Below are 17,222 nucleotides of genomic sequence, written 5' to 3' on the forward strand. Positions count from 1 at the left end.
TTGCATTACCAGGATCGAACTGTCGCTACTGCACTCAACCTGGCAGGTCACGCATCAACAAGCCGTAGGCCAAGGGCACCTGTTCGGGAACTGGAAGGTAGATGGTATGGCCATCGCCGGGGGCGATCTGCAACGGTTGCCGCTGGCGATCGCTCATGTGCTCAAGGTCGAAGTGGTAGTTACCACGCGGGGTCATCAGCTCCATATGGTCGCCTACCGCGAAACGGTTCTTGACCTTGACCTCGGCCAGGCCATCGACGCGCACGCCGGTCAGTTCGCCGACGAACTGTTGGCGCTCCGACACCGAGTTGCCACGCTGGTAGTTCTGGTACTCGTCGTGCACGTGACGGCGCAGGAACCCTTCTGTGTAGCCGCGTTGGGCCAGCGACTCGAGGTTACCCATCAGGGCACGGTCGAATGGCCGCCCCGCCACCGCGTCATCGATCGCCTGGCGGTAGGATTGCACCGCGCGGGCGCAGTAAAAGTGCGACTTGGTGCGACCTTCGATCTTCAGCGAGTGCACGCCCATGCCGGCCAGCCGCTCTACGTGCTGGATGGCGCGCAGGTCCTTGGCGTTCATGATGTAGGTGCCGTGCTCATCCTCGAACGCCGGCATCTCAGTGCCGGGGCGGTTGCTTTCCTGCAGCAGGAACACTTGGTCGGTCGGGGTGCCCAGGCCCAAGGTGGGCTGAACTTCGCGGACAATGTCGCCGGTGACGGTCTCGGTGGCGGGCGTGGCGTCGTACTTCCAGCGGCAGGCGTTGGTGCAGGTGCCCTGGTTGGCATCACGCTTGTTCAGGTAGCCCGACAGCAGGCAACGGCCGGAATAGGCCATGCACAGGGCACCATGGACGAACACTTCCAGCTCCATGCCCGGCACCTGCTGGCGGATTTCCTCGATCTCCTCCAGCGACAGCTCGCGCGACAGGATCACCCGGCTCAGGCCCAGCTGCTGCCAGAACTGTACGGTGGCCCAGTTGACCGTGTTGGCCTGTACCGACAGGTGCACCGGCATCTGCGCAAAGTGCTGGCGCACCAGCATGATCAGGCCGGGGTCGGACATGATCAGGGCATCCGGCGCCATGGCGATTACCGGCGCCAGGTCCTTGAGGAACGTCTTGAGCTTGGCATTGTGCGGGGCAATGTTGACCACCACGTAGAAGCGCTTGCCCAACGCGTGCGCCTCCTCGATACCCAGCGCCAGGTTGGCGTGGTCGAATTCGTTGTTGCGTACCCGCAAGCTGTAGCGCGGCTGGCCGGCGTAGACCGCGTCGGCGCCATAGGCAAAAGCGTAGCGCATGGTCTTGAGGGTGCCGGCGGGGGCCAGCAGTTCGGGCTTGGCGATGGAGGTCATGGTGCGCACCGGGGCAAAGGGCGCGGATGCTAGAGCCCCTGATCCATACACGTATTGATTTACGTCAAGGGAGTAGCGGCACTTTTGGCCAAGCGGCGCGCACTAATATCGCATAAGCCATTCGAGGACCTGAGATGAACGAAGCCGCTCTACAGAACAAAGCCTTGGCAGTGCTGCTGGCGCTGGTGACCATTGCCTTTGTCTGGATCCTGCTGCCGTACTACGGCGCGATTTTCTGGGCGGTTGTGCTGGGTATCCTGTTCGCCCCGCTGCAACGTAATTTGCTGATTCGCTTTGGCCGCAGGCGCAACCTGGCGGCGCTCACCACGACGGTGGTCTGCCTGTTGGTGGCGGTGCTCCCGGTATTCATCACCAGCGTGTTGCTGGTGCAGGAGGGCGCCACCCTGTACCAGCGCATCGAGAGCGGGCAGCTGGACATCGCGGGGTACGTCGAGCGCGGGATAAACATGCTCCCGGCGTTTGCCCAGCATGGGCTGGACAACCTGGGCATGGGCAACCTCGACGGCTTGCGCGACAAGATCACCAAGTGGGCGACCCAAGGCAGCCAGGTGCTGGCCAGCCAGGCGTTCAGCTTTGGCCAGGGCACGTTCGAGTTCCTGATCAGCTTCGGCATCATGATGTATTTGCTGTTCTTCTTCCTGCGCGAAGGCGCCGAAGTGGCGCGCCGTGTGCGGCTGGCGGTGCCGCTGCCCGAACACCAGAAGCGCCGCTTGCAGCTGAAGTTCAACCGGGTGGTGAGGGCGACGGTGAAAGGCAACGTGCTGGTGGCGATTACCCAAGGTGCGCTGGGCGGGCTCATCTTCTGGGTGCTGGATATCCCCAGCGCGCTGGTTTGGGCGGTGCTGATGGCATTTCTGTCGCTGCTGCCGGCAGTGGGTGCGGGCATCGTCTGGGCGCCGGTGGCGGCGTATTTCCTGCTGACCGGGGCGATATTGTCGGGCATCATCCTGACCGCGTTCGGGGTGCTGGTGATCGGCCTGGTGGACAACCTGTTGCGGCCGATCCTGGTGGGCAAGGACACGCGTATGCCGGACTACCTGATCCTGGTCTCGACGTTGGGCGGGCTGGCAGTGTTCGGCCTCAACGGCTTTGTGATCGGGCCCTTGATTGCGGCGCTGTTCGTGTCCAGCTGGGCGATTTTTGCCGCGACCAAGCCACAGGTGCAGTTGCCGCAGTAAAGCTGGCCAACGCAGGCGGGCGAGGGCCAGCTTGCAGGCTGGCCTGTTGATCGGGCCGCAATGCGGCCCGGTCGCGACACGAGGCCGCTCCTCCCGCTGCCCAGGGCTTCAGAAGGCCTGTGGCATCTCGCCCTTGGCCAGGCGGCGGTTGATGTCGGCGATCACTTCCGGAAGCTCGTTGATGGTGTCGATCAGGTAGTGCGGGCGCGAGCCGGCAAACAGCGTGTGGATGCGCTTGCGCTCGCTTTCCAGCTTTTCCGCACTCAGCGCGCGGTAGCCTTCCCAGGTCAGGCCCAGGGCATTACCCGAGCACACCAGCGCCACAGTCCACATGCCGGCACGGCGGCCTTCGAGAATGCCTGGCACGGTGTCGTCGACCTTCACGCAGGCCGCTACATCGTCAATGCTCAGGGCGATCACGTTGGCCAGGGCCTGGGCCGGCCACGGGCGGCCGTTCGGGGTTTCGTCAGTGGCTACCACATGGTCGGCCACGTAGCCGTTCTGCGCCGCCAGCGCCACCACCTTGTCCATCACCACTTTGGGGTAGCCCGAGCACGAGCCGATCTTCAGGCCGTTTTGGCGCAGCCCGGTGAGGGTTTCCAGGGCGCCGGGGATCAGCGCCGAGTGCACGGCGATCTTCTCGATCTGCAATGGCATGAAGCGGTTGTAGATGGCCGTGACATCATCATCGGTCGGGGTGCGGCCGAATACTTTGCGGTAGCGCTCGGCGATTTCCGGCACGTTACACAGGGTGCGAATGTGGTCCCACTTGCCCATGCCCATTGGCCCGCGGGCTTCCTCTATGGACACCTGCACGTCAAACTCGGCGAAGGCTTCGACAAAGATCTGGGTCGGGGCGAACGAGCCGAAGTCGACCACGGTACCGGCCCAGTCGAGGATGGCGGCTTGCAGCTGAGTAGGGTTGCTGTAGTTCATGTGCGCTGATTCCTGAAGTCGGGTAGGCAGGGGGTCAGATGTCCAGTACTTCCATTTCCCGCAGCACTTCGGCCACGGCATTCACGGCAGCTTGCATGCCATCCGCACCGACTACGCCAATGCAGCCGACGCGGAAGGTTTCGACCTGGGTCAGTTTGCCCGGGTAGAGGATGAAGCCTTTGGCCTTGACCCGCTCGTAGAAGTCCTTGAACTGGTATCGGGCATCGTTCGGTGCGTGGAAGGTGACGATGATCGGCGCCTGGATCTCGGCCGGCAGGAAGCTGCGCAGGCCGATGGCGGCCATGCCGTCGAGCAGGGTCTTGCAGTTGTCGGCGTATCGCTGGTGGCGAGCGGGCAGGCCGCCTTCTTCGTTGTACTGTTGCAGCGCTTCGTGCAGGGCGGCGACCACGTGGGTCGGCGGTGTGAAGCGCCACTGGCCGGTCTTGGCCATGTAGGCGTGCTGGTCGTGCAGGTCCATGGCCAGCGAGTGGGCAGTGCCTTCAGCGGCGGCCAGGGCGGTTTTCTCGGCAAATACGAAGCCCATGCCCGGTACGCCTTCCAGGCACTTGCCGGAGGCCGCGATCAGTGCTTCGAAGGGCACTTCGCGGGCATCGATGGGCAGCGCGCCGAACGAGCTCATGGCGTCGATGATCAGGCGCTTGCCGTGGCGTTTGATGACCTGGGCTATTTCCGGCAGCGGGTTGAGGATACCGGTACTGGTTTCGCAGTGGATCAGTGCCACGTGGGTGATGGCCGGATCGGCGGCAAGCAGGCGATCGACATCAGCGGCGGTGGTCGGTTGGTCTTCCGCGGTTTCGAAGGTGCTGTAGGTGCGGCCCAGCACCTTGCAGATCTTGGCCAGGCGTTGGCCATAGGCGCCGTTGATCAGCACCAGCACCTTGCCGTCACGGGGTACCAGGGTACCGATGGCGGCTTCCACGGCGAACGTCCCGCTACCTTGCAGGGGCACGCAGTGGTGGCTGGCGCTGCCGTCGATGATCGCCAGGAGCTGCTCGCAGACGCTGGCGGTCAGCTGGTTGAAATCGCGGTCCCAGGAGCCCCAGTCCACCAGCATGGCTTGGCGGGTGCGGATTGAAGTGGTCAGGGGACCTGGGGTCAGCAGAATCGGTGCGTTGCTCATTCCGTTATTCCTCACAAGCGGTGGGCAGAAGCTACGAGACCTAGGTTGCAATTCACGCTGCCATCAATCAAATTGTTTGTTGTTATCCGAGCTATAAGTCAGGCCGATAAATATGAACCTGTTCCAGTTACGTGCCTTCGATGCCGTGGCCCGTGAGGGCAGCTTTACCCGGGCCGCTGCGCGTCTGTTCATCAGCCAGCCGGCGGTGACCGGGCACGTGAAAGCGCTGGAGGAGCACTACCAGATCACCCTGTTGCGGCGCACCGCGCGGCGGGTTGAGTTGACCGAAGAAGGCACTCGCCTGGCGGCCATTACCCGAGCCATGTTCGGTTTGGCCGAAGAAGCCCAGGCCATGCTGGAAGCCAACCGCCAATTGCTCACCGGCCGCCTCGAGGTGGCCGCTGACGGCCCGCATCGGGTCATGCCGATGCTTGCCGTATTGCGCGAGCGCTACCCGGGCATTACCGTCAACCTGCGCCTCGGTAACGCCCAGGAAACCTTGGCTGCGCTGCTTTCCGAGCATGCCGACGTGGCAGTGGTGACCGAGATCGAACCACGTAAAGGCCTGTACTTGCAGAACCTTTGCGAGTCGCGCCTGTGCGCTTTGCTGCCGTCCGGCCACCCTTGGTCGCAGGCGCAAAGCGATTTGCCGCTGGCTGAGCTGCACCAGCAGATCATGGTGTTGCGGGAACCCAGTTCGACGACCCGGCGAACGTTCGACAAGGCTTGCAGTGCTGCCGGCGTGCAGCCGCGGGTGCTGCTGGAACTGGATAGCCGCGAGGCCGTGACCGAGGCGGTGGCCGCGGAACTGGGGATTGGCGTGGTGTCGTCGACGGAGGTGGCCAATGACCCGCGCGTGGTGGCCCGGCCCTTGGCGGGTCGGGGGCTGCTCAACCAGCACATGGTCGGGTGCCTGGAGCGGCGCAAGGAATTACGCTTGATCCAGGCGTTCCTCGGCCTGGCCTCCGCCCTGTGATGGCTGTTTTCAGCGGGGCAGCCTAAGATGGCCGGCACTGGGCCGACAGGATCGTCGATGAGCGATAAAGACACCATTTCCATGCAGCTTGTGCGTGAGGCGTTGTTGCAGACATGCCCCGCCGGTGAACCCGATACCCGCCTGCTGGCCCGTGCCGGCATTGCAGTCGGGCAACTGAACCTGCCCGAGGCGCGGGTAAGTGCCGAGTCTTATGCCCGGCTATGGCGTTTGCTGGCGCAGCGCTGCAACGACGAATTCTTCGCCATGGACCCGCGCGGCTTGCGCAGCGGCAGCCTGGCGTTCATGTGCCGGGCCAGCATGGGCCAGCCGACATTGGGCGCAGGCCTCGAAACCGCGCTGGCATTCCTGTCGCTGATGCTCGAGGACCTGCAGCCGAGCCTGGTGCGTCAGCAGGGCCTGGCCGAAATTGTCATCAACGAACCGCGTGACACGCCGCGACGGGCATTCGCCTATTTCACCTTCTGGATGATCGTGCATGGCGTGGCGTGCTGGCTGGCCGGGCGGCGCATCCCTATCCTGGCCATTGACCTGCGCTGCGCCGAGCCGCCGTTCTGTGACGATTATCGGGTGATGTTTTCGGAAAACCTGTGCTTCGAGCGCCCGCGTACGCGCATGATCATCGCGGCTGATTGCCTGGACCTGCCGCTAAAACGCAGCGAAGAGGAGTTGCAGCGGTTTCTTGCCGGTGCGCCCGATAATATCCTGGTGAAATACCGTGACCCCGCCAGCCTGGCGCGGCGCATCCGCGATCAGTTGCGGCGCATGGATCCGGCCGGCTGGCCGGATGCCGAAGCCGTGGCCGGTGGGCTGTGCATCTCTGTTTCAACCTTGCGCCGGCGCCTGGCGGAGGAGGGGCAAACCTACCAGGGGCTCAAGGACAGCGTACGCCGCGAGCAGGCCATTGCCTGGTTGTCCGACCCCGCCGTGGGCCTTGGCGAAATCGCCGAGCGATTGGGCTTTGCCGACAGCAGCTCGTTCTACAAGGCGTTTCGCAAGTGGTTCAGTTGCAATCCGGGGCATTACCGAAGCCTGGTGCTGGGGCGACAAGCGCCCGCAGCGGAACAGCCCTGATACGCGATGAAGCTGCCCTGCTAACTGCCTTGCCCGACCTTCCTCTCCAGGCGTTTCATGCAGGCCCTGGGGCCGGTGGCTGAGGTTCCCCCTGATGACGGCGTGTATCAGCTGACAGAGTGGGTGTTTCCCATGTCAACGAAGATCGCCCTCCACCATGGCCAACCCCACCGAAGCCCCTACTGCCCAGACCCCGACACGCGCCAGCGCAACCGACGCCTTCATTGGCAAGCTGCTGCCCGAATGGTTGCGTGCAGCGACCCCGCAACAAATCAAACGCCTGCGCAAACTGTTCAAGGAACACAAGGCCGGGCAGGACGACGTACGCGCAGCCACTCGGGGGCTTGTCCCGCTGCAAACCTTCGCCTTGGACAAGCTTGGCACGTTGCTCAAGGGCCGGTTGCCCGCGGGCAGCAAACTGAACGAGCTTGAGTGGCTTGAACCCGAGGGCGAGGTGGTTAGCGACGGCTTTCTGGGTTTTTCCCTGGGGACCATCGAGGTGCGCCAATCCGCGCTGCTGCGCCTTATGCAGAACTTTCCCAGCGGCGCCACGCCGCTACGCGGTGAGTTTGTCGTCAGCGGCGGGCGCAAGGTGCTCTATCGCGCCGACGATGCCTTTGTGAAAGCGTGCAGGGATCTGGACACTGGCAGGTTGTATCAAACCCTGATTGATCAAACCTTCAATGCTCAAACCTGCAAGCTGCTTGTCGCGGAAAAGCGGGCGGGGCTTCGGCTGGCTGCTGAGCTGGCAGTGATCCAGGGTGACCTGGACGCGCAGGTGTGTGCGGCGCTGGCCGAGGTGGCGGATGCCAAGCACAGTGAGGGCCTGCACCTGCAAGGTTACCCAGGGTTGTTGACCCTGCTCGGCAAGCCTGTGGCAGATGCCCTGGTGATCCCGTTGCGTGACGTAGCAGGTGAGGCAAGTGGCTGGGTCCTCTATCTTCCCAGCGACCCGTCGCAGGCCCTGCATCACTTCCTCACGCTGGGGCAGATGCATCAAGCCATGGTCAAGCGGCTGAGTGCACCTGAATACCAGAAATACTTTATCCAGTTGATTGCGCTTGAGGACCGTCAAGACTTCGTCCAGCTGCTTCAGACGCGTCTCAAAGACCCAGAGCCTGACCTGCAGATGGATGGCACGACTGGCCAGGGTGACGTGTTTGTACGGCTGGTCGAGCAGCAAGTAAAACGGATAAAAAGCGACGCCAGCTTGCTGTTGGTGCCGCTGGCACAAGCGGATGCACGGGCGGCCAAACAGCGCCAGGCAAGCTGGAAGTCACTGGGCTGGGACGTGGCCAATCTGGCCGGCATGTTTATCCCTGTGCTGGGTGAGTTGCTGCTGGGGCGAATGCTGGTACAAACCGTTTCCGAGGTCTACGAGGGTGTGACGGATTGGGCCTATGGACACCAGCATGAAGCGCTGGAGCACCTGCTTGGTGTGGCTGAGACCTTCGCCCAGGTTGCGGTGACGGGTGCGGTGATCGGCGCTACCGGCCACTTGGTGCGCAGCCGCTTTGTCGATGGCCTTGAGCCGGTGAGGCTGGACAACGGCCAGCAAAGGCTATGGTCCAGCGACCTCACGGTCTACGAGTCGACCCCCGATGAACGCACCCTGGCTGATGATGGCTTGTATGGCAGCGGTACTCGCCGCTGGATGCGCAGTGGTGATCGCTTCCATGAGGTGCATCGCCCACAGGCGCAGGGGCCGTGGCGGCTGCGTCATCCACGCGGTGATGAGGCCTTTGGACCCATGGTGGAGTTCAATGGAGAGCGCAGTTGGCACGTACGGTCGGCGCGCCCGCAGACCTGGGGTGACAGCGCCCGCATGCTCGATACCTTGTGGCCGTTACAGGCATCGCTGAGCACCGAACATGCAGAGCAGATCGTACAGATGGCGGGCATGAGCAAGGACATGCTCCGCGGCCTGATAATTGAGAACCGCCCGCTGCCGGTTACCCTGCGCGAGACCTTGCGGCGTTTCGATGCCAACACCCGTATCGAGGCATTCTTTACATCGCTTGGCGATGCATCGGTGGTGGGGGGGGATGCCGAGATCCAGGCGTGGTGCCTGGCCCGGCCTGGAATGACGGCCTTGGATCCGGCCGCCCTCAAAGCCGCTTTGCTACAGCAGCAGCCGCAGCTGGAGGGGCCTCTGCTGCAGCATCTGACCCGGGTCAGGATGCCGGATGACCCCGTAGCCAGGTTGGTCAAGCGTGACTTCCCCCACTTGCCTGACGCCTATGTCGCGGAGGTCGTGGCCGAAGCCGATAACGCCCAGGCCAAGCTTTCCGGGCTCGACAAGCTGTCTGTGAAGATGGCGACCAAGGCGCGCTTCTTGTCGCAGGTGGCGCGGCTGGACCGGGCAGTGCAGGGCCTGTTTCTAAGCAGTGCTTACACAGACGAGGCCGGGGAACTGGTGATCAACTTGCTGACGAGGCTGCCCAACTGGCCGTCGCAGCTCGGAGTGGAGTTACGCGACGGCTCGCCCTACGGTCGTTTGCTGACCCGGCTGTCGGCCATGTCGACCGAAGGTGAAACCGTGTCACTGGTCCATGCCAACGGACGTTTTCGCTTGTTCGATGGGCAGGGCTATGAACATTCCGCAGAAGTCGCCGAACCAGGCTCGATCTTTCAGGCCCTCGCCGCTCTGCTGACGCCCGAGCAGCTTGGCCGAATGGGGTTGCCCGCTGAGCAGCCTGCCGCGCTATTGCGTGCCAAGCTCCAGGCCTTGGTGCCAGACACGCGCACCGCCCGCCTGCACCTGCTCGGATGGCGTGAGCAAGCCCCGTGGTTCAACCCGGGCCAGCGTTTGACCAATGGCAGGGTCGGCTATCTGTTGAGCGGCCGTGGCGAAGCCGGTACCCCCCTGCAGCAGCTGTTGCGCGCACGCCTTGGGGGACTGTACCGAGGGCTCGGTGACGTCGAGCTCGAGCAAGAGGTCGTACGCTTGCAAGGCTTCGGTGATCAGGCATTCCAGCACCTGCTGGATCTGGAGGATAGCTACACCCGATTGGATCGGGCACTCAACCAATGGTACGGCAGCGAATTGAACGAGGCCCGCCAAACCTGCCGAAAGGTTGTCGCTGACAGCATTCGCAGAGCTTGGCGTTTCCAGGGCGAACAGGTTTACGACAGCGAAGGAAACATCGTTGGCCAGCGCCTCAGGCTGGAGGGGCCAAGCATCACGACACTCCCGTCATTGCCGTTGTCGGTGGACTTCCCACGCCTCGTTTCATTAGTGATCAACGACACCGCGCTGACGGTCGTGCCAGTGGACTTCCTGCACGGCCTTACCGCCCTGACCGAGGTGAACCTTGTCGGCAACCAGCTATCTGCAGTACCAATAGGCATCGCCTACCTTATCGAGCTGCGCACCTTGCGCCTGGCTCGTAACAATATTCACCTGAGCTTTAGCACCATCAGCGCAATCAACGGTCTCCCTCGGCTGGAAACGATTGACCTGAGTTACAACCCGTTGGGGCAATACCCCGTGCCCTACAACCAGCTGTCTCATTTACGTGAGCTGGATTTACAGCATTGCCGGCTGACCGTCTGGCCGAGCGGCCTCGAACTGTGCAGCACACTCGAGAAAGTGAACTTGAGTGGTAATCACCTGAAGGTAATACCGGAAGTCATCCTGAGGATGCCACAGTACTTTCGCCACATATTCGTGGTGATGCGCAACCCTCTCAGCGCGTATGACGTGCAGCGCCTGTATGCCCTCGATGTCATTCTGGAAGAGGGGGCAATGCCTTCGCCATCGTTGAAAGGGCTGCAACGGGCACGTTCACTTTGGGTGGGGGGTAGCGAGGCCAGCACGTTGGAGGCGCGAGGGCGGCAGTGGGATGAATTGGCAGGCATGCCTGACAGCGTCGGTCTGTTTGCCTTGGTCGAGCAGTTGGAGCGCACCACCGACTATGTCAACGCCAGCCAGAACTTGCGTGGCAACCTGTGGACGCTGTTGGATGCCGTGTACAGCAATGTGGCGTTGCGTACGGAAGTGTTCGCCGAGTTACGCCCCCCGTTCGGCCCGATCAACCGCGTCGTTCGCCGCTTCAGCGATTTGCTCAACCGGGCAGCGATTGCCCAGGCTGAACACGACACGTCACCTGATCGCGGCAATCAATTGCTTGAGCTTGGGCGGGGGTTGTTCCGGCTGGAGCACGTCGAGCGACGGGCCACTGCCGAAACAGCTCGACGCGCAGGGCTTGGCCAGTTTGTTGACGACGATACCATCGACACGATCAACCTGTATTTCCGCATCAAGCTGAGCAAAGTCCTGCAGCTGCCCTTCCAGCCACAGACCATGGATGTCAGCGAAACGGCGGGGGTTAGCGATGCAACCATTGCGCAGGCGTTCCGTCGAGTCAGGGAGGCTGAAACCTTGCCCAACCTCTCGCGCAGTCTGGCCCAGCGCGAGTTCTGGCAGCGGTACCTGCGCGAACGCAGCAGCGAGTATTTCACCAACCTGGAACGCGTCTATCAGGACCGCGTACAGCGGGTAGAGCAGCAGCGTGCCGAACTTGCCCCCGCTGAATTCGCCCAACGCCTTGACGACCTGGCCATCGAACGCGACCAGGACGAGCGGGCCCTGTTGGTGCGCCTGACTCACCAACTGTTATATGGCAAGGAGCGCGGCCAGGCTTGAGGCCGGCAGCGGCCAAACCGGTCATCCAGATTGACAGCTTTGGCCATTGCCGCATGAGGTGCGCGGCGCGAACATCGTCGGACCGATGGTTCCACTCCAACAACAAGAAACCAGGAGTCCGACGATGCGTGATTACGCCGAGGCCGTTCGTTCGTTCGAGCTCACCCAGACAGCCACCGCGGCGCTGCACGGTAACCTCGCGGCCCTCAATGCCTGTGTTGAATGCTGCGACCGGCATGTTGGCAGCCACCGGCCTGCCTTGATCTGGGAGGGCCGTGACGGTGATACCCAGCGCTACAGTTTTGACCAGCTCCAGGCCTTGGCCACCCGTTTTGCCAATGTGCTGAAGGCGCAAGGCGTACAGGCTGGCGACAGGGTTGCCGGGCTTATGCCGCGGACCCCTGAGCTATTGGTCACCATCCTTGCCACGTGGCGCCTGGGGGCGGTCTACCAGCCGCTGTTCACCGCCTTCGGTCCCAAGGCCATCGAGCACCGGCTTGAGCAATCCCACGCCAAGGTGGTCGTCACTGACCACGGTAACCGGTGCAAGCTTGACGAAGTCGTGGGCTGCCCGCTTGTCGTTACCGTGGGCGCTGCTGCCGGCGAGCTGGATTTTCATCAGGCTCTGGAGGCCGCTCACAGTGTCTGCGAGCCGGTCATGCGGACGGGTGACGATCCTTTCCTGTTGATGTTCACTTCCGGTACCACGGGCCCGGCCAAGCCGCTGGAGGTCCCGCTGCGCGCAATTGTTGCTTTCCAGGGCTACATGCGCGATGCCATCGACCTGCAGCCAACGGATAACTTTTGGAACCTGGCGGATCCGGGCTGGGCTTATGGGCTGTATTACGCTGTCACGGGCCCGTTGTCGCTGGGCCATGCCACCACCTTCTACGATGGCCCGTTCAGCGTTGACAGCTGCGCGCGGGTCATCGCCAAACTGGGCATCACCAACCTGGCTGGCTCGCCCACCGCGTACCGCATGCTGATTGCTGCTGGCGATGACTTCTCGGCCCCGATCAAGGGCCGTTTACGGGCGGTCAGCAGTGCTGGCGAGCCGCTCAACCCGGAAGTGATCCGCTGGTTCGCCGACGAACTGGGGGTGACCATTCACGATCACTACGGGCAGACCGAACTGGGCATGGTGCTGTGCAATCATCACGGCCTCCAGCACCCGGTGCAGTTGGGCTCGGCCGGCTTTGCCATTCCCGGCCACCGCATTGTGGTGCTGGATGAGCAGGGTCGCGAGCTGCCGGCCGGGCGGCCGGGAATCCTGGCGGTCGACCGCGAACAATCGCCGCTGTGCTGGTTTGGTGGCTACCACGGCCTGCCGACCAAAGCCTTCGTCGGCAAGTACTACCTCAGCGGCGACACCGTAGAGCTGAACCAGGACGGCAGCATCAGCTTCGTCGGGCGCAGCGACGACGTGATCACCACATCCGGTTACCGGGTAGGCCCCTTCGATGTGGAAAGCGCGCTGATCGAGCACCCGGCGGTGATCGAGGCGGCAGTGATCGGCAAGCCGGATCCTGAGCGTACCGAGCTGATCAAGGCCTTCGTGGTCCTGGCCAACGGCTACAAGGGCAGTGCCGAACTCGAGGAGACCCTGCGCCAGCATGTGCGCAAGCGTTTATATGCGCATGCCTACCCCCGCGAAATCGAATTCGTCAGCGAGCTACCCAAGACCCCGAGCGGCAAGCTGCAACGCTTCATCCTGCGTAACCAGGAAGTCGCCAAACAACAAGCGCAACAGGCCACCCCTGCCAGCGCCTGAAAGGAAAAACCGATCATGCACATAGCCAACAAACATTTCATCGTCAGCGGCGCCGCCTCCGGGTTGGGCGCAGCTACCGCGCAGATGCTGGTCGAGGCCGGCGCCAAGGTCATGCTGGTCGACCTCAATGCCCAGGCCGTCGAGGCCAAGGCACGCGAACTGGGTGACGGCGCCCGTTTCGCGGTCGCCGATATCAGCGACGAGCAGGCCGCCCAGGCGGCAGTCGACGCTGCGCTCAGCGCCTTTGGGAGCCTTCACGGGCTGATCAATTGCGCCGGTATCGTCGGTGCCGAGAAGGTCCTGGGCAAGCAGGGCCCGCATGGTTTGGCCAGCTTCGCCAAGGTCATCAATGTCAACCTGGTCGGCAGCTTCAACTTGCTGCGCCTGGCCGCTGCAGCCATGGCCGAAGGCGTTGCCGATGAGGGCGGTGAGCGTGGGGTGATCATCAACACGGCCTCCATCGCCGCCTATGACGGCCAGATCGGCCAGGCCGCGTACGCGGCCTCCAAGGGTGCGATCGCCAGCTTGACCTTGCCGGCCGCGCGCGAGCTGGCACGCTTTGGGATCCGCGTCATGACCATTGCCCCGGGTATCTTCGAAACGCCGATGATGGCTGGCATGAGCGACGAGGTGCGCACATCGTTGGCAGCGGGTGTGCCTTTCCCGCCCCGCCTGGGCCGCCCGCAGGAGTACGCGGCGTTGGCTCGCCACATCATCGAGAACAGCATGCTCAACGGCGAGGTGATCCGCCTCGACGGTGCGCTGCGCATGGCTGCCAAGTAAGGAGTAATGGACATGACCCTCGCCAATGATCCGATCGTTATCGTCAGTGCCGTGCGCACGCCCATGGGCGGCCTGCAGGGCGACCTCAAGAGCCTGACCGCGCCGCAACTGGGTAGCGCGGCAATTCGTGGCGCCGTCGAGCGCGCGGGTATCGACGCCGCCAGCGTCGAGCAGGTGCTGTTCGGCTGCGTGCTGCCAGCAGGCCAGGGCCAGGCCCCAGCACGCCAGGCGGCGCTGGGCGCCGGGCTGGGCAAGCACACCACCTGTACCACCCTGAACAAGATGTGTGGCTCAGGCATGCAGGCGGCGATCATGGCCCATGACCTGCTGCTGGCCGGCACGGCCGATGTGGTGGTGGCCGGTGGCATGGAAAGCATGACCAATGCGCCGTACCTGCTGGACAAGGCCCGAGGGGGGTACCGCATGGGGCACGGCAAGATCATCGACCATATGTTCATGGATGGCCTGGAAGACGCCTACGACAAAGGCCGACTGATGGGCACGTTTGCCGAGGACTGTGCCCAGAGCGGTGCCTTCAGCCGTGAAGCCCAGGACAACTTCGCCATTGCTTCGCTGACCCGGGCGCAGGAGGCGATCAAACACGGCCGTTTCGCCGCTGAGATCGTGCCGGTGCAGGTCACCGAGGGTAAGGAAACGCGCACGGTCACGGATGACGAGCAGCCGCCCAAGGCCCGGCTGGACAAGATTCCGCAGCTCAAGCCAGCCTTCCGTGAGGGCGGCACAGTGACCGCCGCCAACTCCAGCTCGATTTCCGATGGTGCTGCGGCGCTGGTGCTGATGCGCCGCTCCGAAGCCGACAAGCGTGGCCTCAAGCCGCTGGCGGTGATCCATGGCCATGCTGCCTTCGCAGACACCCCGGCGCTGTTCCCGACCGCGCCGATCGGCGCTATCGACAAGCTGATGAAGCGGACCGGCTGGAGCCTGGGCGAAGTTGACCTGTTCGAGATCAACGAGGCTTTCGCCGTGGTCACCCTGGCGGCCATGAAGCACCTCGACCTGCCACACGACAAGGTCAACATCCACGGTGGTGCCTGTGCCCTCGGCCACCCGATCGGCGCCTCGGGCGCACGTATTCTGGTGACCTTGCTGTCGGCCCTGCGCCAGAACAACTTACGCCGTGGCATAGCGGCCATCTGCATTGGCGGTGGCGAAGCCACGGCCATGGCTGTCGAATGTCTGTATTGAGGTGAACCATGCTGGTAACTGATGAGCAACAACAGATCGCCGATGCGGTACGCGCCTTCGCCCAGGAGCGCCTCAAGCCTTTTGCCGAGCAATGGGACAAGGAACACCGCTTTCCGAAAGAGGCCATTGTTGAAATGGCCGAACTGGGCCTGTTTGGCATGCTAGTGCCTGAACAGTGGGGCGGCAGCGATACGGGGTATGTAGCCTACGCCATGGCTCTGGAAGAGATTGCAGCCGGTGATGGTGCCTGCTCGACCATCATGAGCGTGCATAACTCGGTTGGCTGCGTACCGATCCTGCGCTTCGGCACCGAGTCGCAGAAAGAACAGTTCCTCACGCCACTGGCCAGCGGCGCGATGCTCGGCGCCTTTGCCCTGACCGAACCGCAGGCCGGCTCTGACGCCAGCAGCCTGAAGGCTCGCGCACGCCTGGATGGTGACCACTACGTGCTCAGTGGCAGTAAGCAATTCATCACATCGGGGCAGAATGCCGGTGTGGTGATCGTGTTTGCCGTGACCGACCCGAGCGCCGGCAAACGGGGTATCAGCGCGTTCATCGTGCCCACCGACTCGCCTGGCTATCAGGTAGCGCGGGTCGAGGACAAACTCGGCCAGCATGCCTCTGACACCTGCCAGATCGTCTTCGACAATGTGCGGGTGCCGGTGGCCAATCGCCTGGGCGCCGAAGGCGAGGGCTACAAGATTGCCCTGGCCAATCTGGAAGGCGGCCGCATCGGTATCGCTTCACAGGCTGTGGGCATGGCCCGTGCGGCATTCGAAGTGGCACGCGACTACGCCAGCGAGCGCCAGAGCTTTGGCAAGGCGCTGATCGAGCACCAGGCAGTGGCCTTCCGCCTGGCCGACATGGCGACGAAAATTGCCGTGGCCCGGCAAATGGTGATGCACGCCGCCGCGCTGCGGGATGCCGGGCGCCCAGCGCTGGTGGAAGCGTCGATGGCCAAGCTGTTTGCCTCGGAAATGGCCGAAAAGGTCTGTTCGGATGCCTTGCAGACCCTCGGCGGTTATGGCTATCTGAGTGACTTCCCGCTGGAGCGGATCTACCGCGACGTTCGGGTTTGCCAGATCTACGAAGGCACCAGCGACATTCAGCGCATGGTCATTGCGCGTAATCTTTGAAGGAGCAGACTGCATGGGATTCGAAACCATCCTGTTGGACATCCACGGAAAGGTCGGCCTGATCACCCTCAACCGCCCACAGGCGCTTAATGCGCTGAACGCGCAGATCGTCGGCGAGATCAATCAGGCCCTCGACCAGCTCGAGCGTGACCCGAACATCGGCTGCGTGGTGCTGACCGGGTCGGCCAAGGCGTTTGCCGCTGGTGCCGACATCAAGGAAATGGCTGAACTGCGATACCCGCAGATTTACGTCGATGACCTGTTCAGCGATGCCGACCGCATTGCCAACCGTCGCAAGCCGATCATCGCGGCGGTGTCCGGCTTCGCCCTGGGCGGTGGCTGCGAGCTGGCCATGATGTGCGACTTCATCCTTGCGGCTGACAACGCGAAGTTCGGCCAGCCGGAAATCAACCTTGGCGTGTTGCCGGGCATGGGCGGTACCCAGCGGCTGACCCGCGCGGTGGGTAAGGCCAAGGCCATGGAGCTGTGCTTGACGGGGCGCCTGATGGGCGCTGAAGAGGCTGAGCGTGCGGGGCTGGTGGCGCGGATCGTACCGCAGGCGGAACTGGTGGAAGAGGCGCTGAAAGTGGCGGCGACCATTGCCAGCAAGTCGATTCCAGTGAGCATGATGGTCAAGGAGAGCGTCAACCGCGCGTTTGAGGTTACCCTCAGCGAGGGTGTGCGCTTTGAGCGTCGGGTGTTCCATGCGGCGTTTTCTACCGAAGACCAGAAAGAAGGCATGGCCGCCTTCATCGCCAAGCGCGAGGCACAGTTCAAGGATCGCTGATCAGATCGACTCGTTGCCGTTGCCGTTGCCGTTGCCGTTGTTTTTGCTTTTAAGCGCGCGATAGTCCAGGCGACACAGATTGCGACTTCAGTAGGCCGAGCGAAGGGCATGCGGAGGGAGGTGACGGGCATGGATGCCCGTCAAGCGCTGAGGCCCCATGGATGGGGCCTTCGGCGCGTACTCCCGGGAGCAT

General features: G+C 63.1%; 12 protein-coding genes. 9 read left to right on the forward strand and 3 right to left on the reverse strand.

Going from position 1 to position 17,222, the window contains the following annotated elements:
* Nucleotides 1-34 precede the first annotated feature (34 nt).
* A complete protein-coding gene (yegQ, locus tag DMX11_RS22375; protein ID WP_110746950.1) occupies nt 35-1,354 on the reverse strand; it encodes a tRNA 5-hydroxyuridine modification protein YegQ in 1,320 nt (439 codons plus the stop codon).
* 134 nt (nt 1,355-1,488) lie between these two features.
* On the opposite strand from yegQ, the gene DMX11_RS22380 reads away from it, so the two are divergent.
* The gene (locus DMX11_RS22380; protein ID WP_110746952.1) at nt 1,489-2,553 is read left to right on the forward strand and encodes an AI-2E family transporter; all 1,065 of its coding nucleotides are present in this window, start codon (nt 1,489-1,491) and stop codon (nt 2,551-2,553) included.
* Between the two features lie 108 nt (nt 2,554-2,661).
* Here the strand turns inward: DMX11_RS22380 and phnX are convergent, their stop codons facing one another.
* The gene (gene phnX, locus DMX11_RS22385; protein WP_110746954.1) at nt 2,662-3,489 is read right to left on the reverse strand and encodes a phosphonoacetaldehyde hydrolase; all 828 of its coding nucleotides are present in this window, start codon (nt 3,487-3,489) and stop codon (nt 2,662-2,664) included.
* 34 nt (nt 3,490-3,523) lie between these two features.
* A complete protein-coding gene (locus DMX11_RS22390; protein ID WP_110746956.1) occupies nt 3,524-4,630 on the reverse strand; it encodes a 2-aminoethylphosphonate--pyruvate transaminase in 1,107 nt (368 codons plus the stop codon).
* Nucleotides 4,631-4,742: 112 nt separating this feature from the next.
* On the opposite strand from DMX11_RS22390, the gene DMX11_RS22395 reads away from it, so the two are divergent.
* The 8 genes from DMX11_RS22395 to DMX11_RS22430 all read left to right on the forward strand — a co-directional run bounded on the left by DMX11_RS22395 (nt 4,743) and on the right by DMX11_RS22430 (nt 17,029).
* The gene (locus tag DMX11_RS22395; protein WP_110746958.1) at nt 4,743-5,606 is read left to right on the forward strand and encodes a LysR substrate-binding domain-containing protein; all 864 of its coding nucleotides are present in this window, start codon (nt 4,743-4,745) and stop codon (nt 5,604-5,606) included.
* 57 nt (nt 5,607-5,663) lie between these two features.
* Nucleotides 5,664-6,698, forward strand: a complete 1,035-nt coding sequence (locus DMX11_RS22400; protein ID WP_110746960.1) for an AraC family transcriptional regulator — start codon at nt 5,664-5,666, stop codon at nt 6,696-6,698.
* A gap of 157 nt (nt 6,699-6,855) precedes the next feature.
* Nucleotides 6,856-11,346, forward strand: coding sequence for an NEL-type E3 ubiquitin ligase domain-containing protein (locus tag DMX11_RS22405; RefSeq protein WP_110746962.1), 4,491 nt, complete (start codon nt 6,856-6,858; stop codon nt 11,344-11,346).
* 124 nt (nt 11,347-11,470) lie between these two features.
* The gene (locus DMX11_RS22410) at nt 11,471-13,117 is read left to right on the forward strand and encodes an AMP-binding protein (RefSeq protein ID WP_110746965.1); all 1,647 of its coding nucleotides are present in this window, start codon (nt 11,471-11,473) and stop codon (nt 13,115-13,117) included.
* 15 nt (nt 13,118-13,132) lie between these two features.
* Nucleotides 13,133-13,900, forward strand: coding sequence for an SDR family NAD(P)-dependent oxidoreductase (locus DMX11_RS22415; RefSeq protein WP_110746967.1), 768 nt, complete (start codon nt 13,133-13,135; stop codon nt 13,898-13,900).
* Nucleotides 13,901-13,912: 12 nt separating this feature from the next.
* Nucleotides 13,913-15,106: an acetyl-CoA C-acyltransferase gene (locus tag DMX11_RS22420; protein ID WP_110746969.1), complete on the forward strand. Its 1,194-nt coding sequence runs from the start codon at nt 13,913-13,915 to the stop codon at nt 15,104-15,106.
* Between the two features lie 8 nt (nt 15,107-15,114).
* Nucleotides 15,115-16,242: an acyl-CoA dehydrogenase gene (locus tag DMX11_RS22425; protein WP_110746971.1), complete on the forward strand. Its 1,128-nt coding sequence runs from the start codon at nt 15,115-15,117 to the stop codon at nt 16,240-16,242.
* Nucleotides 16,243-16,255: 13 nt separating this feature from the next.
* Nucleotides 16,256-17,029, forward strand: a complete 774-nt coding sequence (locus tag DMX11_RS22430) for an enoyl-CoA hydratase (protein WP_110746974.1) — start codon at nt 16,256-16,258, stop codon at nt 17,027-17,029.
* Nucleotides 17,030-17,222 lie beyond the last annotated feature (193 nt).

This window comes from Pseudomonas sp. LB-090624 (assembly GCF_003205205.1).
Classification (GTDB): domain Bacteria; phylum Pseudomonadota; class Gammaproteobacteria; order Pseudomonadales; family Pseudomonadaceae; genus Aquipseudomonas.